This is a genomic window from Xylophilus sp. ASV27, from assembly GCF_016428875.1.
Taxonomy (GTDB): domain Bacteria; phylum Pseudomonadota; class Gammaproteobacteria; order Burkholderiales; family Burkholderiaceae_C; genus Xylophilus.
Genome location: NZ_JAELTO010000035.1, coordinates 14,283 through 39,453 on the forward strand (window position 1 = coordinate 14,283; position 25,171 = coordinate 39,453).

At 70.0% G+C, this 25,171-nt stretch carries 23 protein-coding genes, 3 tRNA genes and 1 pseudogene; 18 read left to right on the top strand and 9 right to left on the bottom strand.

The features are described from left to right. Positions 1-46 precede the first annotated feature (46 nt). On the top strand, positions 47-646 hold the full coding sequence (locus tag JHD63_RS09560) for a protein-S-isoprenylcysteine O-methyltransferase (protein ID WP_198970519.1): 600 nt from the start codon (positions 47-49) through the stop codon (positions 644-646). Positions 647-663: 17 nt separating this feature from the next. Here the strand turns inward: JHD63_RS09560 and JHD63_RS09565 are convergent, their stop codons facing one another. Genes JHD63_RS09565 through apaG form a run of 4 tightly spaced genes read right to left on the bottom strand, consistent with a single transcriptional unit; the run spans position 664 to position 5,529 of the window. Next, entirely contained in the window at positions 664-1,794 is a 1,131-nt protein-coding gene (locus JHD63_RS09565; RefSeq protein ID WP_198970520.1) for a YbdK family carboxylate-amine ligase, read from the bottom strand. Then, a complete protein-coding gene (locus JHD63_RS09570; protein WP_198970521.1) occupies positions 1,784-3,064 on the bottom strand; it encodes a cation:proton antiporter in 1,281 nt (426 codons plus the stop codon). Before JHD63_RS09570 ends, JHD63_RS09565 begins: the two co-directional genes overlap by 11 nt. Positions 3,065-3,118: 54 nt before the next feature. After that, positions 3,119-5,125 (bottom strand): site-specific recombinase, encoded by a 2,007-nt coding sequence (locus tag JHD63_RS09575; protein WP_198970522.1) that lies wholly within the window; start codon positions 5,123-5,125, stop codon positions 3,119-3,121. Continuing rightward, the gene (apaG, locus tag JHD63_RS09580) at positions 5,125-5,529 is read right to left on the bottom strand and encodes a Co2+/Mg2+ efflux protein ApaG (RefSeq protein ID WP_198970523.1); all 405 of its coding nucleotides are present in this window, start codon (positions 5,527-5,529) and stop codon (positions 5,125-5,127) included. Before apaG ends, JHD63_RS09575 begins: the two co-directional genes overlap by 1 nt. A 32-nt stretch (positions 5,530-5,561) precedes the next feature. On the opposite strand from apaG, the gene rpe reads away from it, so the two are divergent. Together rpe and JHD63_RS09590 are read left to right on the top strand one after the other, a co-directional pair. Continuing rightward, positions 5,562-6,251, top strand: coding sequence for a ribulose-phosphate 3-epimerase (rpe, locus tag JHD63_RS09585; RefSeq protein WP_198970524.1), 690 nt, complete (start codon positions 5,562-5,564; stop codon positions 6,249-6,251). Positions 6,252-6,596: 345 nt separating this feature from the next. Then, entirely contained in the window at positions 6,597-8,789 is a 2,193-nt protein-coding gene (locus JHD63_RS09590; RefSeq protein ID WP_198970525.1) for a catalase, read from the top strand. Positions 8,790-8,943: 154 nt separating this feature from the next. Here the strand turns inward: JHD63_RS09590 and JHD63_RS09595 are convergent. Further along, positions 8,944-9,405, bottom strand: a pseudogene (locus JHD63_RS09595) (ferritin-like domain-containing protein); the annotation flags it as partial. Positions 9,406-9,683: 278 nt separating this feature from the next. Between JHD63_RS09595 and gph the strand changes: the two are divergent. Further along, positions 9,684-10,373: a phosphoglycolate phosphatase gene (gph, locus tag JHD63_RS09600; protein ID WP_198970527.1), complete on the top strand. Its 690-nt coding sequence runs from the start codon at positions 9,684-9,686 to the stop codon at positions 10,371-10,373. A 4-nt stretch (positions 10,374-10,377) separates the two neighbouring features. Here gph and JHD63_RS09605 read toward each other — a convergent pair whose 3' ends face one another. Further along, the gene (locus JHD63_RS09605; protein WP_198970528.1) at positions 10,378-10,962 is read right to left on the bottom strand and encodes a chalcone isomerase family protein; all 585 of its coding nucleotides are present in this window, start codon (positions 10,960-10,962) and stop codon (positions 10,378-10,380) included. Positions 10,963-10,993: 31 nt separating this feature from the next. Continuing rightward, a complete protein-coding gene (locus tag JHD63_RS09610) occupies positions 10,994-12,643 on the bottom strand; it encodes a methyl-accepting chemotaxis protein (protein ID WP_198970529.1) in 1,650 nt (549 codons plus the stop codon). 435 nt (positions 12,644-13,078) lie between these two features. Between JHD63_RS09610 and trpE the strand changes: the two genes are divergently transcribed. Both trpE and JHD63_RS09620 read left to right on the top strand, forming a co-directional pair. Further along, entirely contained in the window at positions 13,079-14,578 is a 1,500-nt protein-coding gene (gene trpE / locus JHD63_RS09615) for an anthranilate synthase component I (RefSeq protein WP_198970530.1), read from the top strand. Further along, positions 14,575-14,883: a chorismate mutase gene (locus JHD63_RS09620; RefSeq protein WP_198970531.1), complete on the top strand. Its 309-nt coding sequence runs from the start codon at positions 14,575-14,577 to the stop codon at positions 14,881-14,883. The genes trpE and JHD63_RS09620 overlap by 4 nt, the downstream gene beginning before the upstream one ends. 52 nt (positions 14,884-14,935) lie before the next feature. Here JHD63_RS09620 and JHD63_RS09625 read toward each other — a convergent pair whose 3' ends face one another. Beyond that, positions 14,936-15,763 (bottom strand): IclR family transcriptional regulator, encoded by an 828-nt coding sequence (locus JHD63_RS09625; protein ID WP_198970532.1) that lies wholly within the window; start codon positions 15,761-15,763, stop codon positions 14,936-14,938. Positions 15,764-15,911: 148 nt separating this feature from the next. On the opposite strand from JHD63_RS09625, the gene JHD63_RS09630 reads away from it, so the two are divergent. From JHD63_RS09630 to JHD63_RS09665, 8 genes are all read left to right on the top strand, one after another. Continuing rightward, positions 15,912-16,877, top strand: a complete 966-nt coding sequence (locus JHD63_RS09630; protein WP_198970533.1) for an MBL fold metallo-hydrolase — start codon at positions 15,912-15,914, stop codon at positions 16,875-16,877. Positions 16,878-16,889: 12 nt separating this feature from the next. After that, positions 16,890-18,581 carry an FAD-dependent oxidoreductase gene (locus JHD63_RS09635; protein ID WP_198970534.1) on the top strand — a complete coding sequence of 564 codons (1,692 nt, stop codon included), beginning with the start codon at positions 16,890-16,892 and terminating at the stop codon, positions 18,579-18,581. Then, entirely contained in the window at positions 18,578-18,784 is a 207-nt protein-coding gene (locus tag JHD63_RS09640) for a DUF2783 domain-containing protein (RefSeq protein ID WP_198970535.1), read from the top strand. Before JHD63_RS09635 ends, JHD63_RS09640 begins: the two co-directional genes overlap by 4 nt. Positions 18,785-19,040: 256 nt before the next feature. Beyond that, the gene (locus JHD63_RS09645) at positions 19,041-19,622 is read left to right on the top strand and encodes an aminodeoxychorismate/anthranilate synthase component II (RefSeq protein ID WP_233167874.1); all 582 of its coding nucleotides are present in this window, start codon (positions 19,041-19,043) and stop codon (positions 19,620-19,622) included. Positions 19,623-19,632: 10 nt separating this feature from the next. Then, a complete protein-coding gene (gene ltaE / locus JHD63_RS09650; RefSeq protein WP_198970537.1) occupies positions 19,633-20,688 on the top strand; it encodes a low-specificity L-threonine aldolase in 1,056 nt (351 codons plus the stop codon). Positions 20,689-20,716: 28 nt separating this feature from the next. Beyond that, complete coding sequence (gene trpD, locus JHD63_RS09655; protein ID WP_198970538.1) at positions 20,717-21,751, top strand: anthranilate phosphoribosyltransferase; 1,035 nt, start codon at positions 20,717-20,719, stop codon at positions 21,749-21,751. A gap of 11 nt (positions 21,752-21,762) precedes the next feature. After that, positions 21,763-22,563 (top strand): indole-3-glycerol phosphate synthase TrpC, encoded by an 801-nt coding sequence (gene trpC / locus JHD63_RS09660; RefSeq protein ID WP_198970539.1) that lies wholly within the window; start codon positions 21,763-21,765, stop codon positions 22,561-22,563. 10 nt (positions 22,564-22,573) lie between these two features. Next, on the top strand, positions 22,574-23,275 hold the full coding sequence (locus JHD63_RS09665; RefSeq protein ID WP_198970540.1) for a uracil-DNA glycosylase: 702 nt from the start codon (positions 22,574-22,576) through the stop codon (positions 23,273-23,275). Positions 23,276-23,342: 67 nt separating this feature from the next. Here JHD63_RS09665 and JHD63_RS09670 read toward each other — a convergent pair whose 3' ends face one another. Continuing rightward, entirely contained in the window at positions 23,343-24,449 is a 1,107-nt protein-coding gene (locus tag JHD63_RS09670; RefSeq protein WP_198970541.1) for a patatin-like phospholipase family protein, read from the bottom strand. A gap of 142 nt (positions 24,450-24,591) precedes the next feature. On the opposite strand from JHD63_RS09670, the gene JHD63_RS09675 reads away from it, so the two are divergent. From JHD63_RS09675 to JHD63_RS09690, 4 genes are all read left to right on the top strand, one after another. Further along, positions 24,592-24,677, top strand: a tRNA-Tyr gene (locus tag JHD63_RS09675). A gap of 64 nt (positions 24,678-24,741) precedes the next feature. Further along, positions 24,742-24,815, top strand: a tRNA-Gly gene (locus JHD63_RS09680). Between the two features lie 75 nt (positions 24,816-24,890). Further along, positions 24,891-24,965: transfer RNA gene (locus JHD63_RS09685), tRNA-Thr, on the top strand. A gap of 82 nt (positions 24,966-25,047) precedes the next feature. Continuing rightward, positions 25,048-25,171, top strand: a 124-nt coding sequence (locus tag JHD63_RS09690) for a GTP-binding protein (RefSeq protein ID WP_017454492.1), incomplete at its 3' end; no start/stop codon positions are given.

The window sequence follows — 25,171 nt, forward strand, 5'->3', positions numbered from 1 at the left end:
GACATCATGCGGGTCCGAACGATTGTCATCCATGTGCGGGCCTTGCATGAACCTCCAGATTCCCCACCTCGTCTTCGCCGCGGGCATCGCGACCTACCTCACGATCCGGGCCGTCTTCTCGCGCCGCCTGCGCGCGCGGCCGAAGGCGGTGGACAGGAGCGACACGGGCGACCGCATGCTGGTCGGGCTGGTGGCCATCGGGCAGATCGTGCTGCCGCTGCTGCTGCTGTTCTCGCCCTGGCTCGACTGGGCCCGCTACACGCTGCCCGCGGCGGCGGCATGGCTGGGGGCGGCGGTGATGGCGGCGGGCGTCCGGCTGTTCTGGCGCGCGCACGTGGACCTGGGCGAGAGCTGGTCGGTCACCCTCATGCTCAACCCGGAGCACAAGCTGGTCACCCGAGGCGTGTACCGCGCCGTGCGGCATCCGATGTATGCCGCCTTCTTCGTCCTTGCCATCGGCCAGGTGCTGCTGCTGGACAACTGGTTCGCCGGCTGGGCGTCGCTGGTGGCGGTGACGGTCCTGTACTGGCGGCGCGTGCCGCACGAGGAGCGCATGATGCTGGAGTTCTTCGGCGACGAGTACCGCGCCTACATGCGGCGCACCGGCGGCATCCTGCCGCGCCTGGGCGCACGCAACCCGGTTTGAGCGGGCGATGCAGACTCTCAGTTGCCCGCCACGGCACTGCGGAACCTGCCCGCCGCCTGCCGCGTGACCTCGGCCAGCAACTGCTCCCTGCGCTGGCGGTTGCGCAGCCAGCGGGCATCGTTCTCGCCGGTGCTCACGCTGCCGCGCAGCAGGTGCAGCGCGTTGGCCGCGCCCTGCGCCTCGGCGTGGCGCTGCACCTGGTGCATGGTCAGCAGGATGTGGTCGCGCAGCGGCATGTGCTGGCCGCTGGCCGGGTCTACGTAGCTCGCATCGAGGCCGAAGCGGCAGGCCTGGAAGCGGTTGGTGGTGTAGACCAGGTAATCGTCCTCATCGGGCACAAAAGGCTGGTCGATCAGGAACCAGGCCGCCAGCGACTGCACGTAGCCGGCCAGCGCCGCAGCGCGCTCCACGGTCAGCGGCGTGTCGAAGACGCGGATCTCGATGGTGCCGTACTCGGGCTTGGGCCGGATGTCCCAGTAGAAGTCCTTCATGCTCTTGACCACGCCGGTGCGGGTCATCTTGCCGTAGAAGGTCTCGAAGGCGCTCCAGTCCAGCGCGAAGGGCGCGCGGCCCGACAGCGGGAAGGCGAACACCGAATTGAGCCGCGCCGAGTCGAACTGCGTGTCCTGTCCCTGCACGTAGGGGCTGGAGGCCGACAGAGCGATGAAGTGCGGGATGTAGCGCGACATGCGGTGCAGCATGAGCAGCGCCGCGTTGGCGTCCGGGCAGCCGACGTGCACGTGCTGGCCGAAGATGGTGAACTGCTTGGACAGGTAGCCGTAGCGCTCGGACAGCTCCTTGAAGCGCGGCTTGTCGTAGATGCGCTGCTCGTGCCACTGCTGGAACGGGTGCGTGCCGCCGCCCACCACGGCGATGTTGAGCTTGTCGGCCGCGCGCACCAGCGCGTCGCGGATGGTGGACAGCTCGCCCAGCACCTCGGCGCTGGACTGGCAGACGCCGGTGGAGATCTCGATCATGCTCGAGGTCATCTCCGGCACCACGCTGCCGGGCAGCGGCTGCTTCTCCAGCACGCGCAGCATGTCCTCGGCATAGGGCGCCAGGTCGTAGTCGTGGGTGTTGACCAGTTGCAGTTCCAGCTCGACGCCGAGCGACAGCGCGCGCGACGGGGTGAAGGGCTCAAGTTTCACGTTCTTCTCCCTCGGCGGCCAGCGCGCCCGGGTCGTCCCGGCCGCGCCACTGCGGCAGCCAGTGTTGCGAGGCCTCGCCAGCGCGGTGCAGCGCCACGGTGGCGATGACCGCGCCCAGCAGCTCCATCAGCAGGATCGCCGGCAGCGCGGTTTGCGCGATCATGCGGCCGGTGGCGCCCTGCATCAGCGCGAACTGCGAGGCGATCAGCAGCGCGATGGAGGACATGGGCGCCAGCGCGCAGCCGACCCACAGGGCCTGGCGCCAACTGGCGCCGCTGCCGATGTTGCCCAGCGCGACGCCCACCACCTTGGCCAGCCCGCGCAGGGCCAGCAGGGCCAGCACCAGGCCGGCGACCTTCATGTTCCAGTCGGACTGCGCCGCCACCACCGACACCAGCACGAACATCATCATGGTCAGCAGCGAGGCGGCCGTGCCCATCTGGCGCGGCCAGGCCCAGGGCCGCGGGCTCACCTGCTTGAGCAGCATGCCGCCCAGCAGCGCCGCGATCGGCGCGGAGCCGCCCAGGTGCGAGGCGATGCCGGTGGCCGCCGCGATCAGCGCGAGCAGCAGGATCGAGGTGTTCTCGCTGGTCGGGCTCATCACCTTGAGCGCCAGCCGCAGCGCGAACGCGAGCACCGCGCCCACGATGATCGACAGCCCCAGCAGCAGCGCCACCGGCTGCAGGCTGTCGAGCAGGTGCAGTTGCTGGCGCTGCTCCAGCTCGGCCTGCACCGTGCCCAGCGACAGCGCATAGAGCGTGCTGAGCGTGGCCAGCACCATGGCGCGCTCGGTCACCGGGCCGGAGGCGCGCGCGTCCATCGCCACGCGCATCAGCACCGCGGGCGAGGCGGCCACGGCCACCAGCGCCAGCGGGTGCGCCACGGCACTGGCCACGCCGAGCCATTGCAGGCCCAGGTTCACGGCGACGTAGGTCAGCGTCGATTCGGCAATGCTCTGCGCCAGCACCATCGGGTTGTGGCGGAACCAGCGCAGGGGAATGCGGCCACCGGCCTCGAACAGGACCACCGCGATGGCCAGCTCCAGCACGAACAGGCCGGTGCCGCTGAGCGGCCAGACGGCGCCGGTGAAGCCGGCGAAGCCGGCCAGGCTGCCGACCAGCGCATAGCCCACCACCTTGGGCAGGCCGATGTAGCGCTGCACCAGGTAGCCGGCGATGGTGGCCACCGCCAGCAGCAGCGACCACTGCACGGTCACCAGGCCGGCCGAAGGCCGCAGCCATTCGGCCCAGATGGTCACGAGATTACCCATCAGTGAAAGTCTCCTTGCATGGCGGCTCCAGCAGGCCGCCGGCCGAGGTGGCCCTCAGGACGGCTCCCGGCGTGGCGGCTCGTCCGCCGCGCCGGGCAGAAAAAACGACAGCGGCGCATGCCGCCAGCGCGCCCAGATCGCGGCACGGATGCGCGCGCGGTAGGCGCCGCTCACGTTGTGCGCGCGCAGCGCCAGCCGAAACGCAAAGCCGAAGCTTATCGTGAGGTTGAGCGCACCGATCACCGGCACCGCCGCCAGGCACCACCAGAAGGCGGGCTGGTGCAGCACCGCCGTGCCGTAGCTCACGGCCGCCGCCGCGATCTGCCCGGTGGACAGCGTCACGTGCCGCACCTCCAGGCCGATGCCGACGAAGGCCAGCAGCGGCGGAATCATGCCCAGCATGAAGCCCAGCGAGATGTTGGAGCCGAAGCCCGAGACGTTGTCGCGCACGAAGCGGGCCCAGCGCGCGGCACGCCCGGCGCCCAGCCAGCGCGTGATGCGCGGGTTGAAGCGCATGGCCGAGTCCAGCCGGTGCAGCACGAACCAGTTCTCCAGCCAGCCCGCGAAGATGCTGGCCGAGAACAGCAGCACGCCGGTAAAGGCGGCGAACAGCCAGGTGGGACCGAGCAGCGTGAGCGACTCCAGCACGTGGCGCGCCTCGCCCATCGAGATCAGCGGCCGGCCCAGCAGCAACTGCGAGCACAGGCCCAGCACCAGGATCGCCGGGAACACCGTCAGCACGTTGCCCAGCACCGCGGCCACCTGCGAGCGCACCAGGTAGGTCACCTCGTCCACGAAGGACTCGACGCTCGCGTCCGAACCCAGCTCCTTCACCCGCGCGGCCAGGGCTGGCGCGGTCATGGCCGGCTGCTTGGTCGCCAGGGTGCAGTGCAGCAACTGGATGGTGACGAAGCTCGCCGCATACAGCAGGCTGGACCAGATGCCGGTCCAGAACGCCGACAGCGCCAGCGCGCCGATGGCGAACTTGCCCAGCACCGTGCCGGCGGTCAGCACGCCGCCGCCGGCGGCCTGGCGCAGCATGCGGCGGTAGGCGGAGCCGTCGCGCGCGATGTAGTGCTCGCCGGTCTCGGCGCTGCGCTCGGCCACCTTGGCGGCCAGCAGCGAGGAGTTGGCCGAGACCAGCGCGCGCACGCTGCGCCGCTCGTGGCCCAGCAGCACCAGCCGCGAGAGCAGCCGCGCCGCGGCGGCCGAGGGGTCGGCCGAGAGCAGGCAGTCCAGCAGCTCACGGATGCGCAGCAGCCGCTCGCGCAACTGGCGCAGCCGGAACACCAGGCCGACCGATATGCCGTTCTCCTCGAGGTGGGTGTAGACGGTGGCGGCCGCCTGCCGGCAGGCGTCGAGCCGCTCGCACAACTGCTGCGCCGAGCGCTCCAGCGCCGCGTCGTCGCGCGGGCTGCGCCGCACCTCGGCGCGCAGCGCCTCGACGTCGTGCAGCAGCGCGTGAAAGGGCTGGGCCTCGCGTGCGGCGGCGCTCATGCGCAGGCGCAGCTCCGGCGCGAAGCCGGTGGACAGCACCTGGCCGGCGCAGTAGACGATGGCGTCGAGCAGCGCCTGCTGCCAGGCGGTGCCGTCGGCGCCGCCCTGGGGGGCGGGCGTGCACAGCAGCGTGGACAGGCGCTGGCGCTGGGAGGCATCCAGTGCGGTGATCCACTGCGCGTCGAAGGCGCGCGGCAGCGCCAGGGTGAAGAGTTCGGAGGCATCCAGCGTCTCGGGGCTGGCCGGCAGCAGCTTGCGCCGTATGCGCTCGCCCAGTTCGCTGACGAAGGCGCTGCGCGGCGCAAAGCCGAAGTCCGCCAGCAGCGTGGTCACGTCCACCGACTGCGCCAGCAGCGCCCACCATTCGCGCAGCCGCTGCCGGATCTCGGGCCGGGCCTCGATCGCATCGAGCAGCAACTGCACCCGGCTGACCGCCGCCTGCGGCGTGGCGCCCTTGCCGCGGATCCAGTCGGTCAGCTCGATCAGCCACAGGTGCCGCAAGGCCAGCGGCGCGGCCGGATCGAGTCTGTCGAGGATGCCGCTGAGATCGCGCTTGCGGCGCATCAGTGCAGTACCCGCGGACCCGCGGCGTTGCCCAGCGGCCCGGCATTCGCTTCCAGGACGAACAGGGGAATCGGCGCTTCGAAGCGCGTGGCGTCCTCGGCCACGCAGAAGTAGCTGCCTTCCATGGTGCCGCTGGGCGTGCGCAGGCGGCAGCCGCTGGTGTAGCGGAAGGACTCCCCGGGCTGCAGCAGCGGCTGGTGGCCGACCACGCCCAGGCCCTTGACCTCTTCCACGTGGCCGCGCGCGTCGCGGATGATCCAGTGCCGCGCGATCAGCTGCGCCGGCGTGTCCCCGACGTTGGCCACCGTGACGGTGTAGGAAAAGCCGTAGGAGTCCTGCTCCGGCGCAGACTGCTCGGGCAGGTACTGCGGCTCTACGTGGACGGTGAACTGGTACTTCGGCATGGCGGCAATGGTACTGCTGCGACAATTCCCCCATGAGCACGACCGAACGCCGCTACCGCATCGCCCCGTCCATCCTCTCCGCCGACTTCGCCCGTCTGGGCGAGGAGGTGCGCAGCGTCGTCGCCGCCGGCGCCGACTGGATCCACTTCGACGTGATGGACAACCACTACGTGCCCAACCTGACCTTCGGGCCCATGGTGTGCCAGGCGCTCAAGCCGCACGCGGTGACGCCCGCCGGCGAGGCGGTGCCGATCGACGTGCACCTGATGGTGCAGCCGGTCGATGCGCTGGCCGCGGCCTTCGCCGACGCCGGCGCCGACCTGATCAGCTTCCACCCGGAAGCCTCGGCCCATCCGCACCGCAGCATCCAGGCCATCCGCTCCAAGGGCCTGAAGGCCGGGCTGGTGTTCAACCCGGCCACGCCGCTGGACGTGCTCGACTGGACCCTGGAAGACCTCGACCTGGTGCTGGTCATGAGCGTCAACCCGGGCTTCGGCGGGCAGGGCTTCATCGACTCGGCGCTGCGCAAGATCGAGCAGGTGCGCAGGCGCATCGACGCCACGGGCAAGGACATCCGCCTGGAGGTGGACGGCGGCGTCAAGGTGGACAACATCGCCCGCGTGGCCGCCGCCGGGGCCGACACCTTCGTCGCGGGCAGCGCCATCTTCGGCAAGCCCGACTACCGCGGCGTGATCGACGCGATGCGCGCCCAACTGAATTGAGCTGAGCCCTCTGTCGGACAGCGCCGACAGGCTGCCGCGCGATATCCCACAGCCGGCCCGTGCGTTGGGCTACGGTGGTGCAGCGGCGCTTCGCCTAGCCTCGGAGGCTATCGTCGGCAGGCTGTGCGCATCCCGCGCGCAGGGCCGGCAGAACGAAAGCCCGGGGTGTGGCATGGCATGGCTGGCGTGGTGTTTGGCAGGACTGATTGGCGCGCTGGCGCTGGCGGCGCTGGTCAACGCGCTCGAGCGCTGCTGCGATCTGTGATTCGCGCGTTGCCGGCTCCACCTTGCGGGGAGCGGGCTGGCGCGGTCTTGCCCGGGCGCGGGCGTATGAGGTAAGACACGATGGTCAGCAGCAGCAAGAGCAGCGGGCGCGGCAAGGCCAGGCCGGTGGATGGGTCTCAGGACAAGCTCCTGCAGATGCAGGCCTTCACGGCCGAGCCGGCGGCGGCCCTCACCACCAACCAGGGTCTGCGCATTCCGGACAACCACAATTCGCTCAAGGCCGGCGTGCGCGGCCCGACGCTGATGCAGGATTTCATCCTGCGCGAGAAGATCACCCATTTCGACCATGAGCGCATCCCCGAGCGCGTGGTGCATGCGCGCGGCTCGGGCGCCCATGGCTATTTCCAGGTCTACAAGCCCTTGTCGGAATACACCACCGCGCATTTCCTGAACGACCCCGAGGTGCGCACGCCGGTGTTCGCGCGCTTCTCCACCGTGGCCGGCTCGCGCGGCTCGGCCGATACCGTGCGCGACGTGCGCGGCTTCGCGGTCAAGCTCTACACGCAGGAAGGCAACTTCGATCTGGTCGGCAACAACATGCCGGTGTTCTTCATCCAGGACGCGATGAAGTTTCCCGACCTGATCCATGCCGTCAAGCCCGAGCCGCACCACGAGATGCCGCAGGCCGCGAGCGCGCACGACAGCTTCTGGGATTTCGCCTCGCTCATGCCCGAGAGCACCCACATGCTGCTGTGGACCATGAGCGACCGCGCCCTGCCGCGCAGCCTGCGCATGATGGAGGGTTTTGGCGTGCACACCTTCCGCATGCTCAACGGCCGCGGCGAGTCGCATCTGGTCAAGTTCCACTGGAAGCCCAGGCTGGGCGTGCACGGCATGGTCTGGGACGAGGCGCAGAAGATCGCCGGCAAGGACCCGGACTTCCTCCGGCGCGATCTGTGGGAGTCGATCGAACAGGGCCATTTCCCCGAATGGGAGCTTGGCCTGCAACTGGTGCCCGAGAGCAGGGCCGAGTCGCTGGGCTTCGATCTGCTGGACCCGACCAAGCTGATCCCCGAGGAAATGGTGCCGGTGCAGATCGTCGGCCGCATGGTGCTCAACCGCAACCCCGACAACTTCTTTGCCGAGACCGAGCAGGTGGCCTTCCATCCCGGCCACCTGGTGCCCGGCATCGACTTCACCAACGATCCGTTGCTGCAGGGGCGGCTGTTCTCCTATACCGACACCCAGCTCTCGCGCCTGGGCGGGCCGAACTTCCATGAACTGCCGATCAACCGCGGCGTCTGCCCGTTCCACAACTTCCAGCGCGACGGCATGCACCGCCAGACGGTCAGCCGCGGCAAGGTCGCCTACGAGCCCAATTCGCTGGGCAGCCAGAGCGGCGCCGAATTCCGCGTCGATGGCGGCACCCAGGGCTTCCAGAGCTACCCCGAGGCGCTGGAGTCGCCGGTGGTGCGCCGCCGCAGCCCCTCCTTCGACGACCATTTCACGCAGGCCACGCTGTTCTGGAACAGCATGACCCCGGCCGAGAAGGACCACATCGTCGAGGCGTTCCGCTTCGAACTGGGCAAGGTCGCCGTGCCGGCGATACGCCAGCGCGTGGTGGACAACCTGGCCCACGTCGACGCGCGCCTGGCCAAGAAGGTGGCCGCGCCCCTGGGCATAGGCTTGCCGGACCCGAAGGCCGCCGCGGGCCAGGCAGGCTACCGCAGCACCCGCATGACGCTGCCGCTGGAGGCGTCGCCCGCGCTGAGCATGGCGCCGCGCATGGCCCCGGAGGACAAGGCCGCGGTCGCCACGCGCAAGGTGGCGCTGCTGGCGACCGACGGCGTGGACGGCTTGTCGCTGCGCGCCGCCCTGAATGCGCTGGCCGACGCCGGCGTTGCCGGCATGCTGGTGGCGCCGCGGCTGGGCACCATCGCGTCCTCCGGCGGGCGCCGGCTGGAGGTCGGCGCCACGCTGGCGGGCATGCCGTCGGTGATGTTCGACGCGGTGCTCGTGGCCGGCGGCAAGGACTCGGCCGCGGCCCTGTCGCGTCTGGGCGATGCGGTGCACTTCGTGCTCGAGGCCTACAGGCATTGCAAGCCGGTGTGCGCGCTGGGCGAGGGCGCGGCGCTGCTGCGCACCCTGGGCATCGAGGGCGGTGCCAGCCGCGATGCGCTGACGCATCACCCCGGCGTGGTGCTGGGCGACGGCCGTGCCGAGACCATGCCCGAGACCATGCGCGCCTTCGTCCATGCCATCGGCCAGCATCGCCACTGGGACCGCCCGAACCTGGAGGCGGTGCCGGCGTGATCCGCGCGCCCCAGCGCCGCGTTCAAGCATCAAACAGGCTAGAAGCCCAGGTTATTCCTGGGTTTGTTGCTATATAAATAATAGCAATTCGCGGCGCAGTGCGCAGGGCTCAGAGGTGGTCGCCGTGGTAGCGGCGCGAGGGATACACCCTATCCGCACGCTCCCAGGCCGCGCGGCTCGCGGCGCGGGCCTCGTCCCAGCTCAGGCGTGACTCGCCGCGCCGGCTTTCCCAGGTGCCGCCCAGTTCGGCGTCGTGGTCCTCGAAGCGGCCGCTGCGCGCGGCGCGCTCCTCATAGCCGAGCCGGTAGGCCGGGTGGTAGTCCTCGAAGCTGCGGTCCTCGGCATAGTAGGGCTCGCGCGTGTGGGCGCTGCGCCAGTAGGCGTCCTCGGCCGCGGGGTTGACCGCCTCCGCCGCGCCCTTGCCCGCCAGCCCGCCGACCACCGCGCCCACCACGGTCCCGACCGCCACCCCGACCGGCCCGCCGGCCGCACCCAACGCCGCCCCGGTGACGGCGCCGCCACCGGCGCCGATCCCGGTCCCGATGGGATGGGCGCCCGGTTCACCGGTGAGCGGGTCGCGGTTGGGATGGTGGTCGGGCGTGTCATGCAATGTCATGGCAAAACTCCTTGGGGCTGTCTATGCCCTGATCTTGTGCGCCATGCGGGCCGGGGGCGGTAGGACGCCGCACGCGCGCGCTGTAGGAACCCGGACCCGTGGGGGCGGTGAGGCGCTGGCCCCTCACGGCCGACTCGGTGACCTCCATGCCCCGCGCGGCCGGGCCCCTCGTAGAATCCGCCCGCATCGGCCCGTTGCGACCGACAGCCTCCGAGCCGTGGGTGACGCATGAAAACTCCATTCGCGCTCTTCCAGATTCGCCAACCTGACAGGCCGCCGTGAACTCTTCCGCCCCCACTCCCTTTTCCGTGGACGCCGCCATCATCGACCTGGACGGCACCCTGGTCGATACGCTGGGCGATTTCGAGGAAGCCCTGGGCCGCATGCTGCGGGAATTCGGCCGTACAGCGCTGTCGCGCGCCGAGATCTCGCGCATGGTCGGCAAGGGCTCCGAACACCTGGTGCAATCGGCGCTGGCGCGCGCGGGCCTGGCGCAGCAGGACGTGGCCGACGCGCTGCAGCGCTACCTGCGCCACTACGAGGCGATCAACGGCCGCCACGTGGCGCTGTTTCCCGGCGTGCGCGAGGGCCTGCAGGCGCTGCAGGCGCACGGCCTGCGGCTGGCCTGCCTGACCAACAAGCCGCAGGGGCTGGCGCGCACGCTGCTGCGCTCGCTCGGGCTGGACGGCTTCTTCGCCTGCATCCATGGCGGCGACAGCTTTGCCCGCAAGAAGCCCGATCCGCTACCCCTGCAGAAGACCTGCGAGGCCCTGGGTACCGACACGGCGCATACCCTGATGATCGGCGACTCGGCCAACGACGCGCAGGCCGCGCGCGCCGCCGGCTGCCCGGTGGTGCTGGTGACCTACGGCTTCAACCACGGCGAGCCGGTGCGGCAGGTGGACGCCGACGGCTTCGTCGACAGCCTCGAAGCGGTGCCCGCGCTGTGCCGTCGGCGCCGGCCCTGAATCATCAGAAGCTGCGGCCGAGCAGCGCTTCTTTCAGGGCCCGGTCGGCGGGCTGGGGCCCCAGCCAGATGCCCAGCAGCGCGTGGAAGAATTCCGGCTCCGCGAACGGTGCGCCCTGCGGCTGGCCCTTGACCGTGATCACGGTGCCGCGGCCCGGCAGCCAGTCGATCTGGAACGTGTCGCCCGCCAGCAGCTTCTTCTGCTCGGCAAAGATCTGGCCCATGCGCAGCAGCCCGGGCACGAGCTGCTTGAGTTCGCCGCGCTCCATGTTGTCTTCCACGCCGCGCACGAAGAGCCGGCCGAGTTCGCCGGACTCGATGTCGCGCAGCATGGTGATGCGTATGCGCTTGGGGCCCGGCGCTGCCTGCACCTCGGCCGGCGTGGCGGCCTTCTCCTGCAGGTACAGGGCGGCGACGTAGACCTTGAAGATGGCCTTGTAGCGCACGCCCGCGCCATTGAGCGCCAGGGGGGTGTCCTGCAGGGTCACCTTGTCTTCGAGCGGCACGCCGGCCACCTGGACCGTGCCGGCCGTGGCGGCGCCGGCGCACAGCAGAGCGGCCAGGGCCAGCACGGGGAGGAACGAACGCATCGACGGTCTCCTTGCGGGGCGGGGTGGCCCCTCAGGCCAGTTGTGCCGTGGCGGGATGCGGGCCCGCCAGCGTGCGGGCGGCGGGGGCATGGGCTTTCGCGGGGGTGGCCTGATGGGCGGCCGCGGTCACGGCCGCGCTGCCGGCCAGCTGGAACACCGCCACCGCGCGCACCAGCTCGTCGGCCTGCGCGCGCAGGCTGGCCGCGGCCGCCGCGCTTTGCTCCACCAGCGCGGCGTTCTGCTGCGTGGCATGGTCCATCTGCGTGATGGCTTCGCCCACCTGGCCCACGCCGGCGCTCTGCTCCACGCTGGCCGCGCTGATCTCGCCCATGATGTCGGTGACGCGCCGGATGGCGGTGACGACCTCGGTCATGGTGCTGCCGGCCTTGTCGACCAGGGCCGTGCCCTGCTCGACGCGCTCGACGCTGGCGGTGATCAGGCCCTTGATCTCCTTGGCCGCCTCGGCGCTGCGCTGCGCCAGGCTGCGCACTTCGGCGGCGACGACGGCAAAGCCGCGGCCCTGCTCGCCCGCGCGCGCGGCCTCCACCGCGGCGTTGAGCGCCAGGATGTTGGTCTGGAAGGCGATGCCGTCGATGACGCCGATGATGTCGGCGATACGCCGCGAGCTGTCATTGATCTCCTTCATGGTGCCCACCACCTGGGTCACCACGTCGCCGCCCTTGACCGCCACGCTCGAGGCGTTCTGCGCCAACTGGTTGGCCTGGCGCGCGTTGTCCGCGTTCTGGCGCACGGTGGAGCCCAGCTGCTCCATGGAGGCGGCGGTTTCTTCGAGTGCCGAGGCCTGCTGCTCGGTGCGCGCGGACAGGTCGTTGTTGCCCTGGGCGATCTGCGCGCTGGCCGTGGCCACGCCTTCGGCATGCTGGCGGACCTCGCCCACCACTCCCGACAACTGCCGCTGCATGGCGGCCAGGGCCTGCAGGAAGACGCCGGTCTCGTCCCGGCTGCGGGCCGTGATCGGCTGCGTCAGGTCGCCCTGGGCGATGCCCTCGGCCACCCGAACGCCCTCGCGTATCGGCATGGTCACCGAGCGCGCCGTGATCCACGCCAGGAAGGCACCGAGCAGCACGGCCACGGTGGCAGCGCCCGCGAGCATCCAGCGGCTGGAGCGCGCCATGGCACTGCTCTGCGCCTGGCCCTGCTGCACCTGCTCGGCCATGTGCGCGGCCAGTGTTTCCAGGCTCTTCTGATAGCGCTCCGCGAGCGGGCGCAGGTCGCGGTCTACTCGCTCCAGCAGGTCGGGCTCGCCGCCGCGCTGCATCTGCTGGATCGCCTCGCGCTGATCGCGGTAGACGCCGCGCGCGGCGTTGATGGCAGCGAGTTGCGCACGGCCGGTGGCGTCCTGCACCAGCTCGTCGACGCGCTTGAGCTTGCGCGCGATGCCTGCCGAGGTGGCGTCCATGTCGGCCTTGAGCTGGTCCATGTAGCCGCGGTCGATGGCCTTGAGTGCGGCTTCGGTGCGCACCCAGTTGACCTTGACGTCGGAGGCCACGTCCTCCACCAGCTTCTGCCGCTCGATCTCCTGCATGGCGAGCCTTTCGCCGGCCTGCTGCAGTTCGCCGATGCGCATGATGCCCACGGCCGCCACCAGGGCCGTGATCAGCAGGACGGCGCCAAAGGCCAGCCCGAGGCGGGAGCCGACGGAGAGGTCGCGGTATTTCATGCCGCGGCCTCGGCGCAGCAGGGAAGAAGGCGCGTGGATGCGTCGGCGGAAAAGCTCATCTGCAATGTCCCGTCATAAATAGAACGATCGTTCTTTTTTCAGCCCTTGATTTTGGCGTACCCCGCCGCCCGTGCAATAGGGTTTGCGAGCGTGCGCCGTCGCGCAGGCAGTGGCGCAGCCGCCCTTTGCTACACTGCCGGGCATGTTCATTCACCGCAGCTTCCTCGCAGGTCTGAGCGACCGGGGAGCCTGGCCCTGGCGCAAGCCAGCCATCGTGCGCAACTGACGGCACCGCGAGCGCTGCGCGCTTGCCCACCGGTGCCACCCGTGGTCCTCCCGCGCCGGGCGGGCCGAATCGAATGAACGCGGCCCCCGCCTTCCTGCCCGCATCGACGCGGCGCTGCCAGGGGGCCGGCCTGCTGGAGGCTCCACCCCGTGATCACAGAACTTGAATTCAAAAGCCTGAGCACCCAGGGCTACAACCGTATCCCGCTCATGCTCGAGGCCTTTGCCGACCTCGAAACCCCGCTCTCCCTCTACCTCAAGCTGGCCCATGCCAAGGACGGCGGCAAGCACAGCTTCCTGCTCGAATCGGTGGTCGGCGGCGAGCGCTTCGGCCGCTACAGCTTCATCGGCCTGCCGGCGCGCACGCTGCTGCGCGCCAGCGGTTTCGGCGCCGAGGCCAGGACCGAGGTGGTGCGCGACGGCGCGGTGGTGGAGACCGACCACGGCAACCCGCTGGACTTCATCGCCGCCTACCAGCGCCGCTTCAAGGTCGCGCTGCGGCCCGGCCTGCCGCGCTTCTGCGGCGGGCTGGCAGGCTACTTCGGCTACGACACGGTGCGCCACATCGAGAAGAAGCTCGAGGCCACCTGCCCGCCCGATACCCTGGGCTGTCCCGACATCCTGCTGCTGCAGTGCGAGGAGCTGGCGGTGATCGACAACCTGTCGGGCAAGCTCTACCTGATCGTCTACGCCGACCCGGCGCAGCCCGAGGCCTATGGCAGCGCCAAGAAGCGGCTGCGCGAACTGAAGGAACTGCTCCGGTATTCGGTCAGCGCGCCGGTGGTCAAGCCCACGCAGGGCCACCCGTCCGAGCGCGAGTTCGCCAAGGCCGACTACCTGGCGGCGGTCGAACGCGCCAAGGAGCTGATCGCCGCGGGCGACTTCATGCAGGTGCAGGTCGGCCAGCGCATCAAGAAGCGCTACACCGAGGCGCCGCTGTCGCTCTACCGCGCGCTGCGGTCGCTCAACCCCTCGCCCTACATGTACTTCTACCACTTCGGAGATTTCCACGTGGTGGGCGCCTCGCCTGAGATCCTGGTGCGGCAGGAGAGCACCCCCGAGGGCCAGAAGATCACCATCCGCCCCCTGGCCGGCACGCGCCCGCGCGGCGCCACGCCCGCGGCCGACAAGGCCGCCGAGGTCGAGCTGGTGAACGACCCCAAGGAGCGCGCCGAGCACGTCATGCTGATCGACCTGGCGCGCAACGACATCGGCCGCATCGCCAGGACCGGCACGGTCAAGGTGACCGAGGCCTTCGCCGTGGAGCGCTACAGCCACGTCATGCACATCGTGAGCAACGTCGAGGGCATGCTCAACGACGGCATGACCGCCATCGACGTGCTCAAGGCCAGCTTCCCGGCCGGCACGCTGACCGGCGCGCCCAAGGTGCACGCGATGGAGCTGATCGACCAGTTGGAGCCCAGCAAGCGCGGCCTCTACGGCGGCGCCTGCGGCTACATCAGCTACGCCGGCGACATGGACGTGGCCATCGCCATCCGCACCGGCCTGATCAAGGACCAGACGCTCTACGTGCAGGCCGCCGCCGGCGTCGTGGCCGATTCGGTGCCCGAACTGGAATGGAAGGAAACCGAGGCCAAGGCGCGCGCCATGCTGCGCGCGGCGGAACTGGTGGAGGAGGGCCTCGAATGACCCGCGCCATCGACACGGTGCGCCACTGCGCCACCCTGGCCGAGGTGCGCGAGGGCGTCAATGCGCTGGACGATCTGCTGGTGCCCCTGCTGGTGGCGCGCGGCGGCTACATGACCCAGGCCGCGCGCGTGAAGAACGACGCGTCGCTGGTGCGCGACGAGGCGCGCATCCAGGCCATCATCGAGCGCGTGCGCCCCATGGCCGAGGCCGAGGGCGGCAATGCCGACCTGATCGAGCGCCTCTACCGCGCCATGATGGAGTGCTACATCGCCTACGAATACGAAGAGCTGGCCAAGTTCGAGTGAAATCGGCCCCAAGCCCAGGTTTTATCTGGGCTTTTAGCTATATATTTGATAGCTAGGGGGAGAAGCCCAGCCGCTGCGACACCTCGGCGCCGCAGGCCTTGAGCGCCTGTGCGATCGGGCCGTCCCAGGCGGCGTCGAAGGTGCCGACCGGGCCGATCGCGGTGACGCCGAGCACCAGCGTGCCGCTGGCGTCGAAGACCGGCGCGGCCATGGCGCTGACGCCGCGCACCACCTCGCCCTCGGAGCGGCTGATGCCGTGGCTGCGCACCTTCTCCAACTGGCGCTCGAACTGTTCCCAGCTCGGCAGCGGGGCGCGGGGCGGCATGCCGGGCCCATCGCCCGGCGGCAGCGCCGCGGCCAGCCGGCGCTCTTCCTCCAGCGTGGCGCGGGCCACGGCCGGCGGCAGGTAGGCGCCGAACAGCCGGCCGGTGGCCGTGCCGGCGAGCGAGAACGCGGTGCCGTGCCGCATGCTCGCGTAGACCACGGCAGGCGACTCCTCGATGCGCACGATGGTCGGGCCGCGCGTGCCCCAGGTCGAAATCGCCACCGTCTGCCCGATGGCGCGCGCCAGCGGCGCCAGCAGCGGCGTGGCCACGTGCACCGGGCTGGATTGCTGCAGGCTGATCAGCCCCAGTTGCAGCGCCAGCGGCCCCAGCGCATAGCGGCCGCTGGCCTCGTCCTGCTGCACCAGCCCGATGCGGCCGAAGCTCACCAGATACGGGTGGGCCTTGGCCGGCGTCATGTCGGCGCCGCGCGCCAGGTCCTTGAGCGCCATCGGCGCGCCCTCGTGCGCCAGCGCGCGCAGCAACTGGCCGCCCACCTCCACGCTCTGGATGCCGCGGCGGTTGCGCTCGCCCTCGAATTCGGTGTCGTCGTTCATGGCGTGTCCTTCGGGGGGCGATGGTACGTCGCGGCCATGGCAAACCCCTTGGACATACGCGAATTTCGCGGCTAACATGGCAGAGTTCGTTTTGAGCGAATTACTTTGTTTTAGCTGAACCACGGCTTGAACGCCGCCGGAGCCCCGCATGACCGCCAAAGCCTTTGCCAGCCACGCCGACCTCGAAGAGAAGAAAGTCACCTTCGTCCAGCTCACCGAGAACGCCTGGGCCTACACCGCCGAGGGCGACCCCAACACCGGAGTCTTCATCGGCGACGACGCGGTGATGGTGGTCGACACCCAGGCCACGCCGGTCATGGCGCAGGACCTGATCGGCCGCATCCGCGAGGTGACCGACAAGCCGATCAAGTACGTGCTGCTCTCCCACTACCACGCGGTGCGCGTGCTCGGGGCCTCGGCCTACTTCAAGGAGGGCGCGCAGCAGGTCATCGCCAGCCGCGACACCTACGATCTGATCGTCGAGCGCGGCGAGCAGGACAAGGCCAGCGAGATCGGCCGCTTCCCGCGCCTGTTCCGCAACGTCGAGTCGGTGCCGCCGGGCCTGACCTGGCCCACCATGACCTTCGAGGGCCGCATGAGCGTCTGGCTCGGCAAGGTCGAGGTCAAGATCGCCCAGGTCGGGCGCGGCCACACCAGGGGCGACACCATCGCCTACATCGAAGACCAGAAGGTCTGCTTCGCCGGCGATCTGGTGGAGTACGAAAGCACGGCCTACGCGGGCGACTGCTACTTCAAGGACTGGCCCGCCACGCTGGACCGCCTCTCGGCCCTGCACTTCGAGAAGCTGGTGCCCGGCCGGGGCGACGCGCTGCAAAGCAGGGAGAAGGTGGCCCAGGCCATTGCCTACACCCGCGCCTTCGTCTCCGACGTCTACACCACCGTCAACAACGGGGTGGCGCGCGGCCTGGATCTCAAGCGCATCTACCAGGAGACCTACGCCGCGCTCAAGCCGCGCTACGGCCACTGGGTGATCTTCGACCACTGCATGCCCTTCGACGTGACGCGCGCCTATGACGAGGCCACCGGCCACGTGCACCCGCGCATCTGGACTGCCGAGCGCGACATCGAGATGTGGCAGGCCCTGGAAGGCTAGCCGCCGCCCTCCATGAAACTCGCCGACCTGCCCCTGCGCGGGCCCGACGTCGACTTCCAGGCGCTGGAATTCGACTACCAGCGCGCGCCCGACCATGATCGGCCCACGCCGGCGCGGCACCCGCTCGTCGTGGTCGGAGCCGGCCCGGTCGGTCTGGCGCTGGCCATCGACCTGGCGCAGCGCGGCCTGCCGGTGCTGCTGCTGGACGACGACCACCGCCTGTCCACCGGCTCGCGCGCCATCTGCTTTGCCAAGCGGACGCTGGAGATATTCGACCGCCTGGGCTGCGGCGAGCCGATGGTGGCCAAGGGCGTGTCCTGGCATACCGGCCGCGTGTTCTGCCGCGACCAGCAGGTCTACAGCTTCGACCTGCTGGCCGAGGGCGGGCATGAGCGCCCCGCCTTCATCAACCTGCAGCAGTACTACGTCGAAGGCCAACTGGCCATGCGCGCCGCGCGACTGCCCCACCTGGAAGTGCGCTGGAACAGCCGGCTGGTCGGCCTGGCGCAGGACGCCGGCGGCGCCACGCTCACCGTCGAGTCCCCGGACGGTCGCTACCTGCTGCAGGCGGACTACGTCGCCGCCTGCGACGGCTCGCGCTCCAGCGCGCGAAAACTGCTGGGGCTGGAGAGCCGCGGGCAGGTGTTCCGGGACCGCTTCCTGATTGCCGACGTGAAGATGGAGGCGCCCCAGCAGGCCGCCGCCGGGCCGCGAGCATGCGGAGTGCCAAGCGTGGGGGTCGATACCCCGGCCGAGCGCTGGTTCTGGTTCGATCCGCCGTTCCACCCCGGCCAGAGCGTGCTGCTGCACAAGCAGGCCGACAACGTCTGGCGCATCGACTTCCAGCTCGGCTGGGACGCCGATCCGGAAGAAGAGAAGAAGCCCGCCAACATCCTCCCCCGCGTGCGGGCGCTGCTGGGCCCGGGCGCGAGGTTCGAGCTGGTCTGGGCCAGCGTCTACACCTTTGCCTGCATGCGCATGGACAAATTCCGCCATGGCCGCGTGCTGTTCGCGGGCGATGCGGCGCACGGCGTGTCGCCCTTCGGCGCGCGCGGCGCCAATTCAGGCGTGCAGGACGCCGACAACCTGGGCTGGAAGCTGGCCGCCGTGCTGCGCGGCGAGGCGCCCGATGCGCTGCTCGACAGCTACGCCTCGGAACGCGAAGACGCGGCCGACGAGAACATCCGGCACTCCACCCGCTCCACCGACTTCATCACGCCCAAGAGCCCGGTCAGCCGCATGTTCCGCGACGCCGTGCTGCAACTCGCGCGCCGGCACCCGTTTGCGCGCGGCTTGGTCAACAGCGGCCGGCTGTCGCAGCCCACGGTGCTGGCGGGCTCGCCCCTGCTCACGCCCGATGCGGACCGCTTCGCCGGCGCGCTGCAGCCCGGCGCGCCGGCCGTGGATGCGCCGCTGAACGGCGGGTGGTTGCTGCGAAGCCTGGCCCACGGGGGCTTCACCGCCCTGGTCTTCGGCGACCCCGCGTCCGAGGCCGCGCAGGCCGGCGTGCCGTTGCTGCACATTCCGCAAGCCCCCGGCAACGCGCTGGCCTGGCAGCGCTATGACGCGCAGCCGGGCACGGTATACCTGCTGCGGCCGGACCAGCACATCTGCGCGCGCTGGCGCCGGCCCTCGGCCGCCGCGGTGGCGGCGGCACGGCAGCGCGCGCTGGGGCATGCGCAGACCGGAACGGAGGACGCATGACAGCGCAGCACCTCGTCACCACGCCCCGGCTCGACGCGCCGGACGAGTTCTATGAAGCGCTGATCAACGCCCACCAGCCGCTGAGCGAAGCAGAGAGCCATGCCTTCAACGCGCGCCTGGTGCTGCTGCTGGCCAACCACATCGGCCGGCTCGACGTGCTGCGCGAGGCGCTGGACGCCGCGCGCGCACCGGCCGAGGGCTGAGCCGCCCGCCGGCCGGGCCGGCGCTTCCCGGGTCATAATGTGCGCCTCATGTCCGCACACCTGTCATCGTCGCCTGCGGTTCTCCTTCGTCAGCGCTGGCGCAAGCCTGCTGCCTGACCGACTCCCCGCGCCCGCATGGGCGCTCCCCAGCCGACCCCCCCCCGCGCGCGCCGGCCCGCCGGATGCCAAGGGCGTGCCCGTCGGGACCATACCCTTCTCGCGCCGCCGCCAGGCGCAACTTCAGATGGAGAAACGCATGCTGCTGATGATCGACAACTACGACAGCTTCACCTACAACATCGTCCAGTACTTCGGTGAGCTGGGTGCGCAGGTGGAAGTGTTCCGCAACGACCAGATCACGCTCGAAGGCATTGCCGAGCGCATCGCCGCCGGCGTGGACCGCCTGGTGATCTCCCCCGGGCCGTGCTCGCCGGCCGAAGCCGGTGTGTCGGTGGCGGCGATCCAGGCTTTCGCCGGCAAGCTGCCGATCCTGGGCGTGTGCCTGGGCCACCAGGCCATTGGCGCGGCCTTCGGCGGCCGGATCGTGCGCGCGCAGCAACTGATGCACGGCAAGACCAGCGAGATCGCGACCACGCGCGAAGGCGTGTTCGCCGGGCTGCCCGAGAGGTTCACCGTCAACCGCTACCACTCGCTGTCGATCGAGCGCGAGAGCCGCCCGGCCGAACTGGCCATCACCGCATGGACCGACGACGGCGAGATCATGGGCGTGCGCCACACCGGCTTTGCGCAGCAGGTGCGCGTGGAAGGCGTGCAGTTCCACCCCGAGTCGATCCTCACCGAGCACGGCCACGCCATGCTGAAGAACTTCCTCCATTGAGCAGCGCGCCATGACCCGACCCATAGACCTGCGCAGCGATACCGTCACCCAGCCCACGGCCGCGATGCGCGAGGCCATGATGGCGGCGCCGCTGGGCGACGACGTCTTCGGCACCGACCCGAGCGTCAACGCGCTGCAGGAGAAGATCGCGGACCTGCTCGGCTTCGAGGCGGCGCTGTTCGTGCCCACGGGCACGCAGAGCAACCTCTGCGCGATCCTGGCGCACTGCGGCCGCGGCGACGAGTACATCGTCGGCCAGCAGGCGCACTGCTACCGCTGGGAAGGCGGCGGCGCGGCGGTGTTCGGCAGCGTGCAGCCGCAGCCGCTCGAACATGCGGACGACGGCACCCTGCCGCTCGATCGGATCGAGGCCGCGATCAAGCCCGACGACGCCCACTTCGCGCGCACCCGCCTGCTGGCGCTCGAGAACACGCTGGGCGGCCGGCTGCTGCCCTTCGACTATGTGCAGGCCGCGAGCGCGCTGGCGCAGCGCAAGGGCCTGCAGCGGCACCTGGACGGCGCCCGCCTCTTCAACGCCGCCACGGCGCAGGCCGCGCTGCACGGGCACGGCGACGTTCGCCTGGAGGCGCGCCGCATCGCGCAGTGTTTCGACAGCGTGTCGGTGTGCTTCAGCAAGGGGCTGGGCGCGCCGGTCGGGTCGGCGCTGCTGGGCACGCGCGAGTTCATTGCGCGCGCGCACCGCATCCGCAAGATGGCCGGCGGCGGCATGCGGCAATCGGGCCTGCTGGCCGCGGCCGCGGCCCATGCGCTCGATCACCACATAGACCGCCTGGCCGAGGACCACGCGCTGGCGCAGCGGCTGGCCCATGGCCTCGCGGGCATCGCGGGCCTGGAGGTCGAGGCGCCGCACACCAACATCGTGTTCGTGGACCTCGGCGGCGCGGCGCAGTCGCGCTCGGCCGAGCTGCTCGCCAGCCTCCAGGCCCAGGGCATCCTGGCCACCGGGCTCTACCGGCTGCGCTTCGTGACGCACCAGGACATCGATGCCGCGGGCGTCGACCGCGCGGTGGCGGCCATCCGCGCCTTCTTCGACCCCCAAGCCTGACGGCGCCCATTCCGAGGAGACCCATCCCATGATCACCCCCCAGGAAGCGCTGCAGCGCACCATCGAGCACCGCGAGATCTTCCACGACGAGATGCTGCAGCTGATGCGCCTCATCATGCGCGGCGAGCTGTCGCCGGTGATGACCGCGGCCATCGTCACCGGCCTGCGCGTGAAGAAGGAAACCATCGGCGAGATCACCGCCGCCGCGCAGGTGATGCGCGAGTTCTCCACCAAGGTGCAGGTGGCCGACACCACGCACCTGGTGGACATCGTCGGCACCGGGGGCGACGGCTCGCACACCTTCAACATCTCCACCTGCGCCATGTTCGTCGCCGCCGCCGCGGGCGCCAAGGTCAGCAAGCATGGCGGGCGCAGCGTCAGCAGCAGGAGCGGCAGCGCCGACGTGCTGGAGGCGCTGGGCATCGACATCCACCTCACGCCCGAAGCCATTGCGCGCTGCATCGCCGAGGTGGGCATCGGCTTCATGTTCGCGCCCAACCACCACCCGGCCATGAAGAACGTGGCGCCGGTGCGCAAGGAACTGGGCGTGCGCACCATCTTCAACATCCTCGGCCCGCTGACCAACCCGGCCGGCGCGCCCAACATCCTGATGGGCGTGTTCCACCCCGACCTGGTCGGCATCCAGGTGCGCGCGCTGCAGCGCCTGGGCGCCGAGCATGCGCTGGTGGTCTATGGCAAGGACGGCATGGACGAGGTCAGCCTCGGCTCCGGCACCCTGGTGGGCGAGCTGAAGAACGGCCAGATCACCGAGTACGAGATCCACCCCGAGGACTTCGGCCTGCCCATGGCCAGCCACCGCGCGTTGAAGGTCGAGACCCCGGAGCAGTCGATGGCGCTGCTGAAAGGCGTGCTGGCCGGCGAGCCCGGCCCGGCGCGCGACATCGTCGCGCTCAACGCCGGGGCCGCGCTGTACGCAGCGGGCGCCGCGCCCTCCATCGTGGAGGGCCTGCGTCTGGCGCAGGCGGCCATCGACAATGGCGCGGCCCGCGCCAAGCTGGAACAATTCTCCCGCGCCACCGGCGCCCTTGCCGCAGTCGCCTGAACCTGAGCACCATGTCCGACATCCTGAACAGAATCGTGGCGGTCAAGCGCGAAGAAGTCGCCGCCGCCCAGAAGAAACGCCCGCTCGAGGCCGTGCGCTTCGACGCCGAGTCGCGCGTGCTCACCCGCGATTTCATCGGCGCCCTGCGCGCCAGGATCGGCAGCGGCCAGGCCGCCGTGATCGCCGAGATCAAGAAGGCCAGCCCGAGCAAGGGCGTGCTGCGGGCCGACTTCATCCCCGCCGACATCGCGCAGAGCTACGCCCAGGGCGACGGCAAGACCAGCGCCGCCTGCCTCTCGGTGCTGACCGACCAGCAGTTCTTCTCGGGGCAAGTGGATTACCTCAAGCAGGCGCGCGCCTCCTGCGACCTGCCGGTGCTGCGCAAGGACTTCATCGTCGACCCCTACCAGGTCTACGAGTCGCGCGCCATGGGCGCGGACTGCATCCTGTTGATCGCCGCCTGCCTGGACGACGCGCAGATGGCCGATCTGGAGGCCATCGCGCGCGGCCTGGACATGGCGGTGCTGGTGGAAGTACACGACCGCGCCGAACTGCAGCGCGCCCTGCGGCTGAAGACGCCGCTGGTGGGCATCAACAACCGCAACCTGCGCAGTTTCGAGGTCACGCTCGACACCACGCTCGGCCTGCTGGCCGACGTGCCGGCCGAGCGCCTGCTGGTGACCGAGTCGGGCATCCTGCAGCGCGCCGACGTGCAGAGCATGCGCGAGGCCGGCGTGCACGCCTTCCTGGTGGGCGAGGCCTTCATGCGCGCACCCGAGCCCGGCGAAGCCCTGGCCGCGCTGTTCGGCTGAGGGCGGGCACATGGCCGTCGATCAGCTGCAGAGCTGCGATCCTGCCGACTGGCCGGTGGCGCCCGGCTGGCAGCCGCTGGTGGAGGACTTCTTCACCTCGGCGCCGGGCATCCGCCTGCTCGACTTCCTGCACGAGCGCCTGGGCGCCGGCGCCGCCATCTTCCCGCCGCAGCCGCTGCGCGCGCTGGAACTGACCCCGCCGGACGATGCGCGCGTGGTCATCCTGGGGCAGGACCCCTACCACGGCCGCGGCCAGGCCGAGGGGCTGGCTTTTTCGGTCGCGCCCGGTGTGCCGCTGCCGCCCTCGCTGCGCAACATCTTCAAGGAACTGGAGCGCGACCTGGGCACGCCGCCGCCGGCCTTCCCCCAGCCGGGCGGCAGCCTGGTCAAATGGGCCAGGAACGGCGTGCTGCTGCTCAACACCTGCCTCACGGTGGAGGAGGGCCAGCCGGCCAGCCATTCCGGCCGCGGCTGGGAGGTGCTGACCGACGCGGTGATCCGCCACGTCGCGCAGCAGCCACGCCCGCTCGTCTTCATGCTGTGGGGCGCGCACGCGCAGAGCAAGCGCGCGCTGATCGATGCCCAGCGCCACTGCGTGCTGACCGCCAACCACCCGTCGCCGCTGTCGGCCCTGCGCCCGCCGGTGCCCTTCATCGGCTGCGGGCATTTTTCCCGGGCCAGGCAATGGCGCGAGCAGCAGGCTGCGTCTTAGAATTTGCTATATTATTAATAGCTAAAAGCCCAGGTGGAATATGGGCTGCAGGGCATTTTCTTCGATTTCACCCGGTGCGCAGCCGGCCCACGTAGTCGCGCCGGATGTCGACGGTGCCCTGCACGCCGAGCGCGGCGAAGCTGCGCCGCAGCCACTGCCGCGCCGCCTCCTGGCCCTGCTCGAACAGCCGCTCCATCATGGCCGGATCGGCCGACAGCTTGCTCGACTGCGACAGCTCCTCCATCGCCGGGCCGCCGTCGATGCGGTGCAGCCGCAGGGGCTTGTAGCTTTCGCCCTCGATCAGCGCGCCCTTGGCGATCAGGCGGTTGATGAAGTCGATGCTGCGCATCTGCTGCAGCAGGCTCGCGTTGAAGCCCAGCTCGGCCACCCGCTCGGCGATCTCCTGCGGCGTCTGCGGCAGATGCTCCCGGCGCAGCGGGTTGAGCTGCACCAGCACGATGTCGCGGCATTCGCAGAAATCGATCAGCGGCGCCAGTGCCGGATTGGCTGAGTAGCCGCCGTCCCAGTAGTGCTCGCCGTTGATCTCCACGGCGCGGAACACCATCGGCAGGCAGGCCGAGGCCATCACCGCGGCCAGCGTCAGTCGGCGGCCGTGGAAGACCTCGGCCCGGCCCGTCTCAACGTGCGTGGCCGAGACGAACACGCGTGGCGCCGCCAGCCGGCCGATGGCGGGGAAGTCGATCTGCTCCTCCAGCAGCGTGCGCAGCGGGTTGAGATCCAGCGGGTTGCTCTGGTAGGGCGACATCCAGCGGCTCATGGCAGTGCCGATGGCGCCCTTGCCCAGCGCCGCGTTGCTCCAGCCACCCGTGAGCAGGCGCGCCACGCCCTGCGCCATCGAGCCCAGGCTGCCCAGCCCCGCCACCCCGCGCCAGACCCGGCCCAGCGCCTCGCGCGCGGCCGTCGCGCAGGCCTCGGCGTCGCCCCGCGTGCGCGCCGCCTCGGCGAAGCCCTGCGCCACCGCCACCGCATTCACCGCGCCGGCGCTGGTACCGCTGATGCCGTCGATCTGCAGCCGCCCATCCTGCAGCAGGGCGTCCAGCACGCCCCAGGTGAAGGCGCCGTGCGCGCCGCCGCCCTGCAGCGCCAGGCTGATCGGGCGGACTGGAAGGGGCTTGCCATCCGGCGGCGGGGAAGGGGGCTGAGGCGTACTCATCGTGGAGGCTCCAGGATTGCTGCGGTGCAACATTGTCGCCTGCATGACGCCGGCAGGGTCAAGCAGGCATCGCCTTGCCGATGTGAATTTTGCCGGCCCGTTGCTCCGGCTTGCCGGAATCTGCTATAGTTCGAAGTTCGCCGGAGGGGTGCCCGAGTGGCTAAAGGGGGCAGACTGTAAATCTGTTGGCTTACGCCTACGCTGGTTCGAATCCAGCCTCCTCCACCAGCGAAACGTTTTGTGGTGCGGACGATTTTCCGTGCTTCGGTGGGCGTTGAATACCGCTCCCGATGCGGGAGTAGTTCAATGGTAGAACCCTAGCCTTCCAAGCTAATGACGCGGGTTCGATTCCCGTCTCCCGCTCCACGGTACGCGTTGCTGGTGTTTTCTGGCGATTGGTAGTCGAGAGTTTTCGAAGGTTCGCGGTGGCGAACTTTCCTTGCCCTTGTGGCTCAGTGGTAGAGCACTCCCTTGGTAAGGGAGAGGTCGCGGGTCCGATTCCCGCCAAGGGCACCACATTTCGAGAGGTTCGGCTCCTGCAGGGCCGGACCCTCTTTCTGAAGTCATCCGCAGTAGATTTTTTTCCGGAGTCGAAAAAATGGCAAAAGGTAAGTTCGAACGCACCAAGCCCCACGTGAACGTGGGCACGATTGGTCACGTGGACCACGGCAAGACCACGCTGACGGCTGCAATCGCCACCGTGCTGTCGAAGAAGTTTGGCG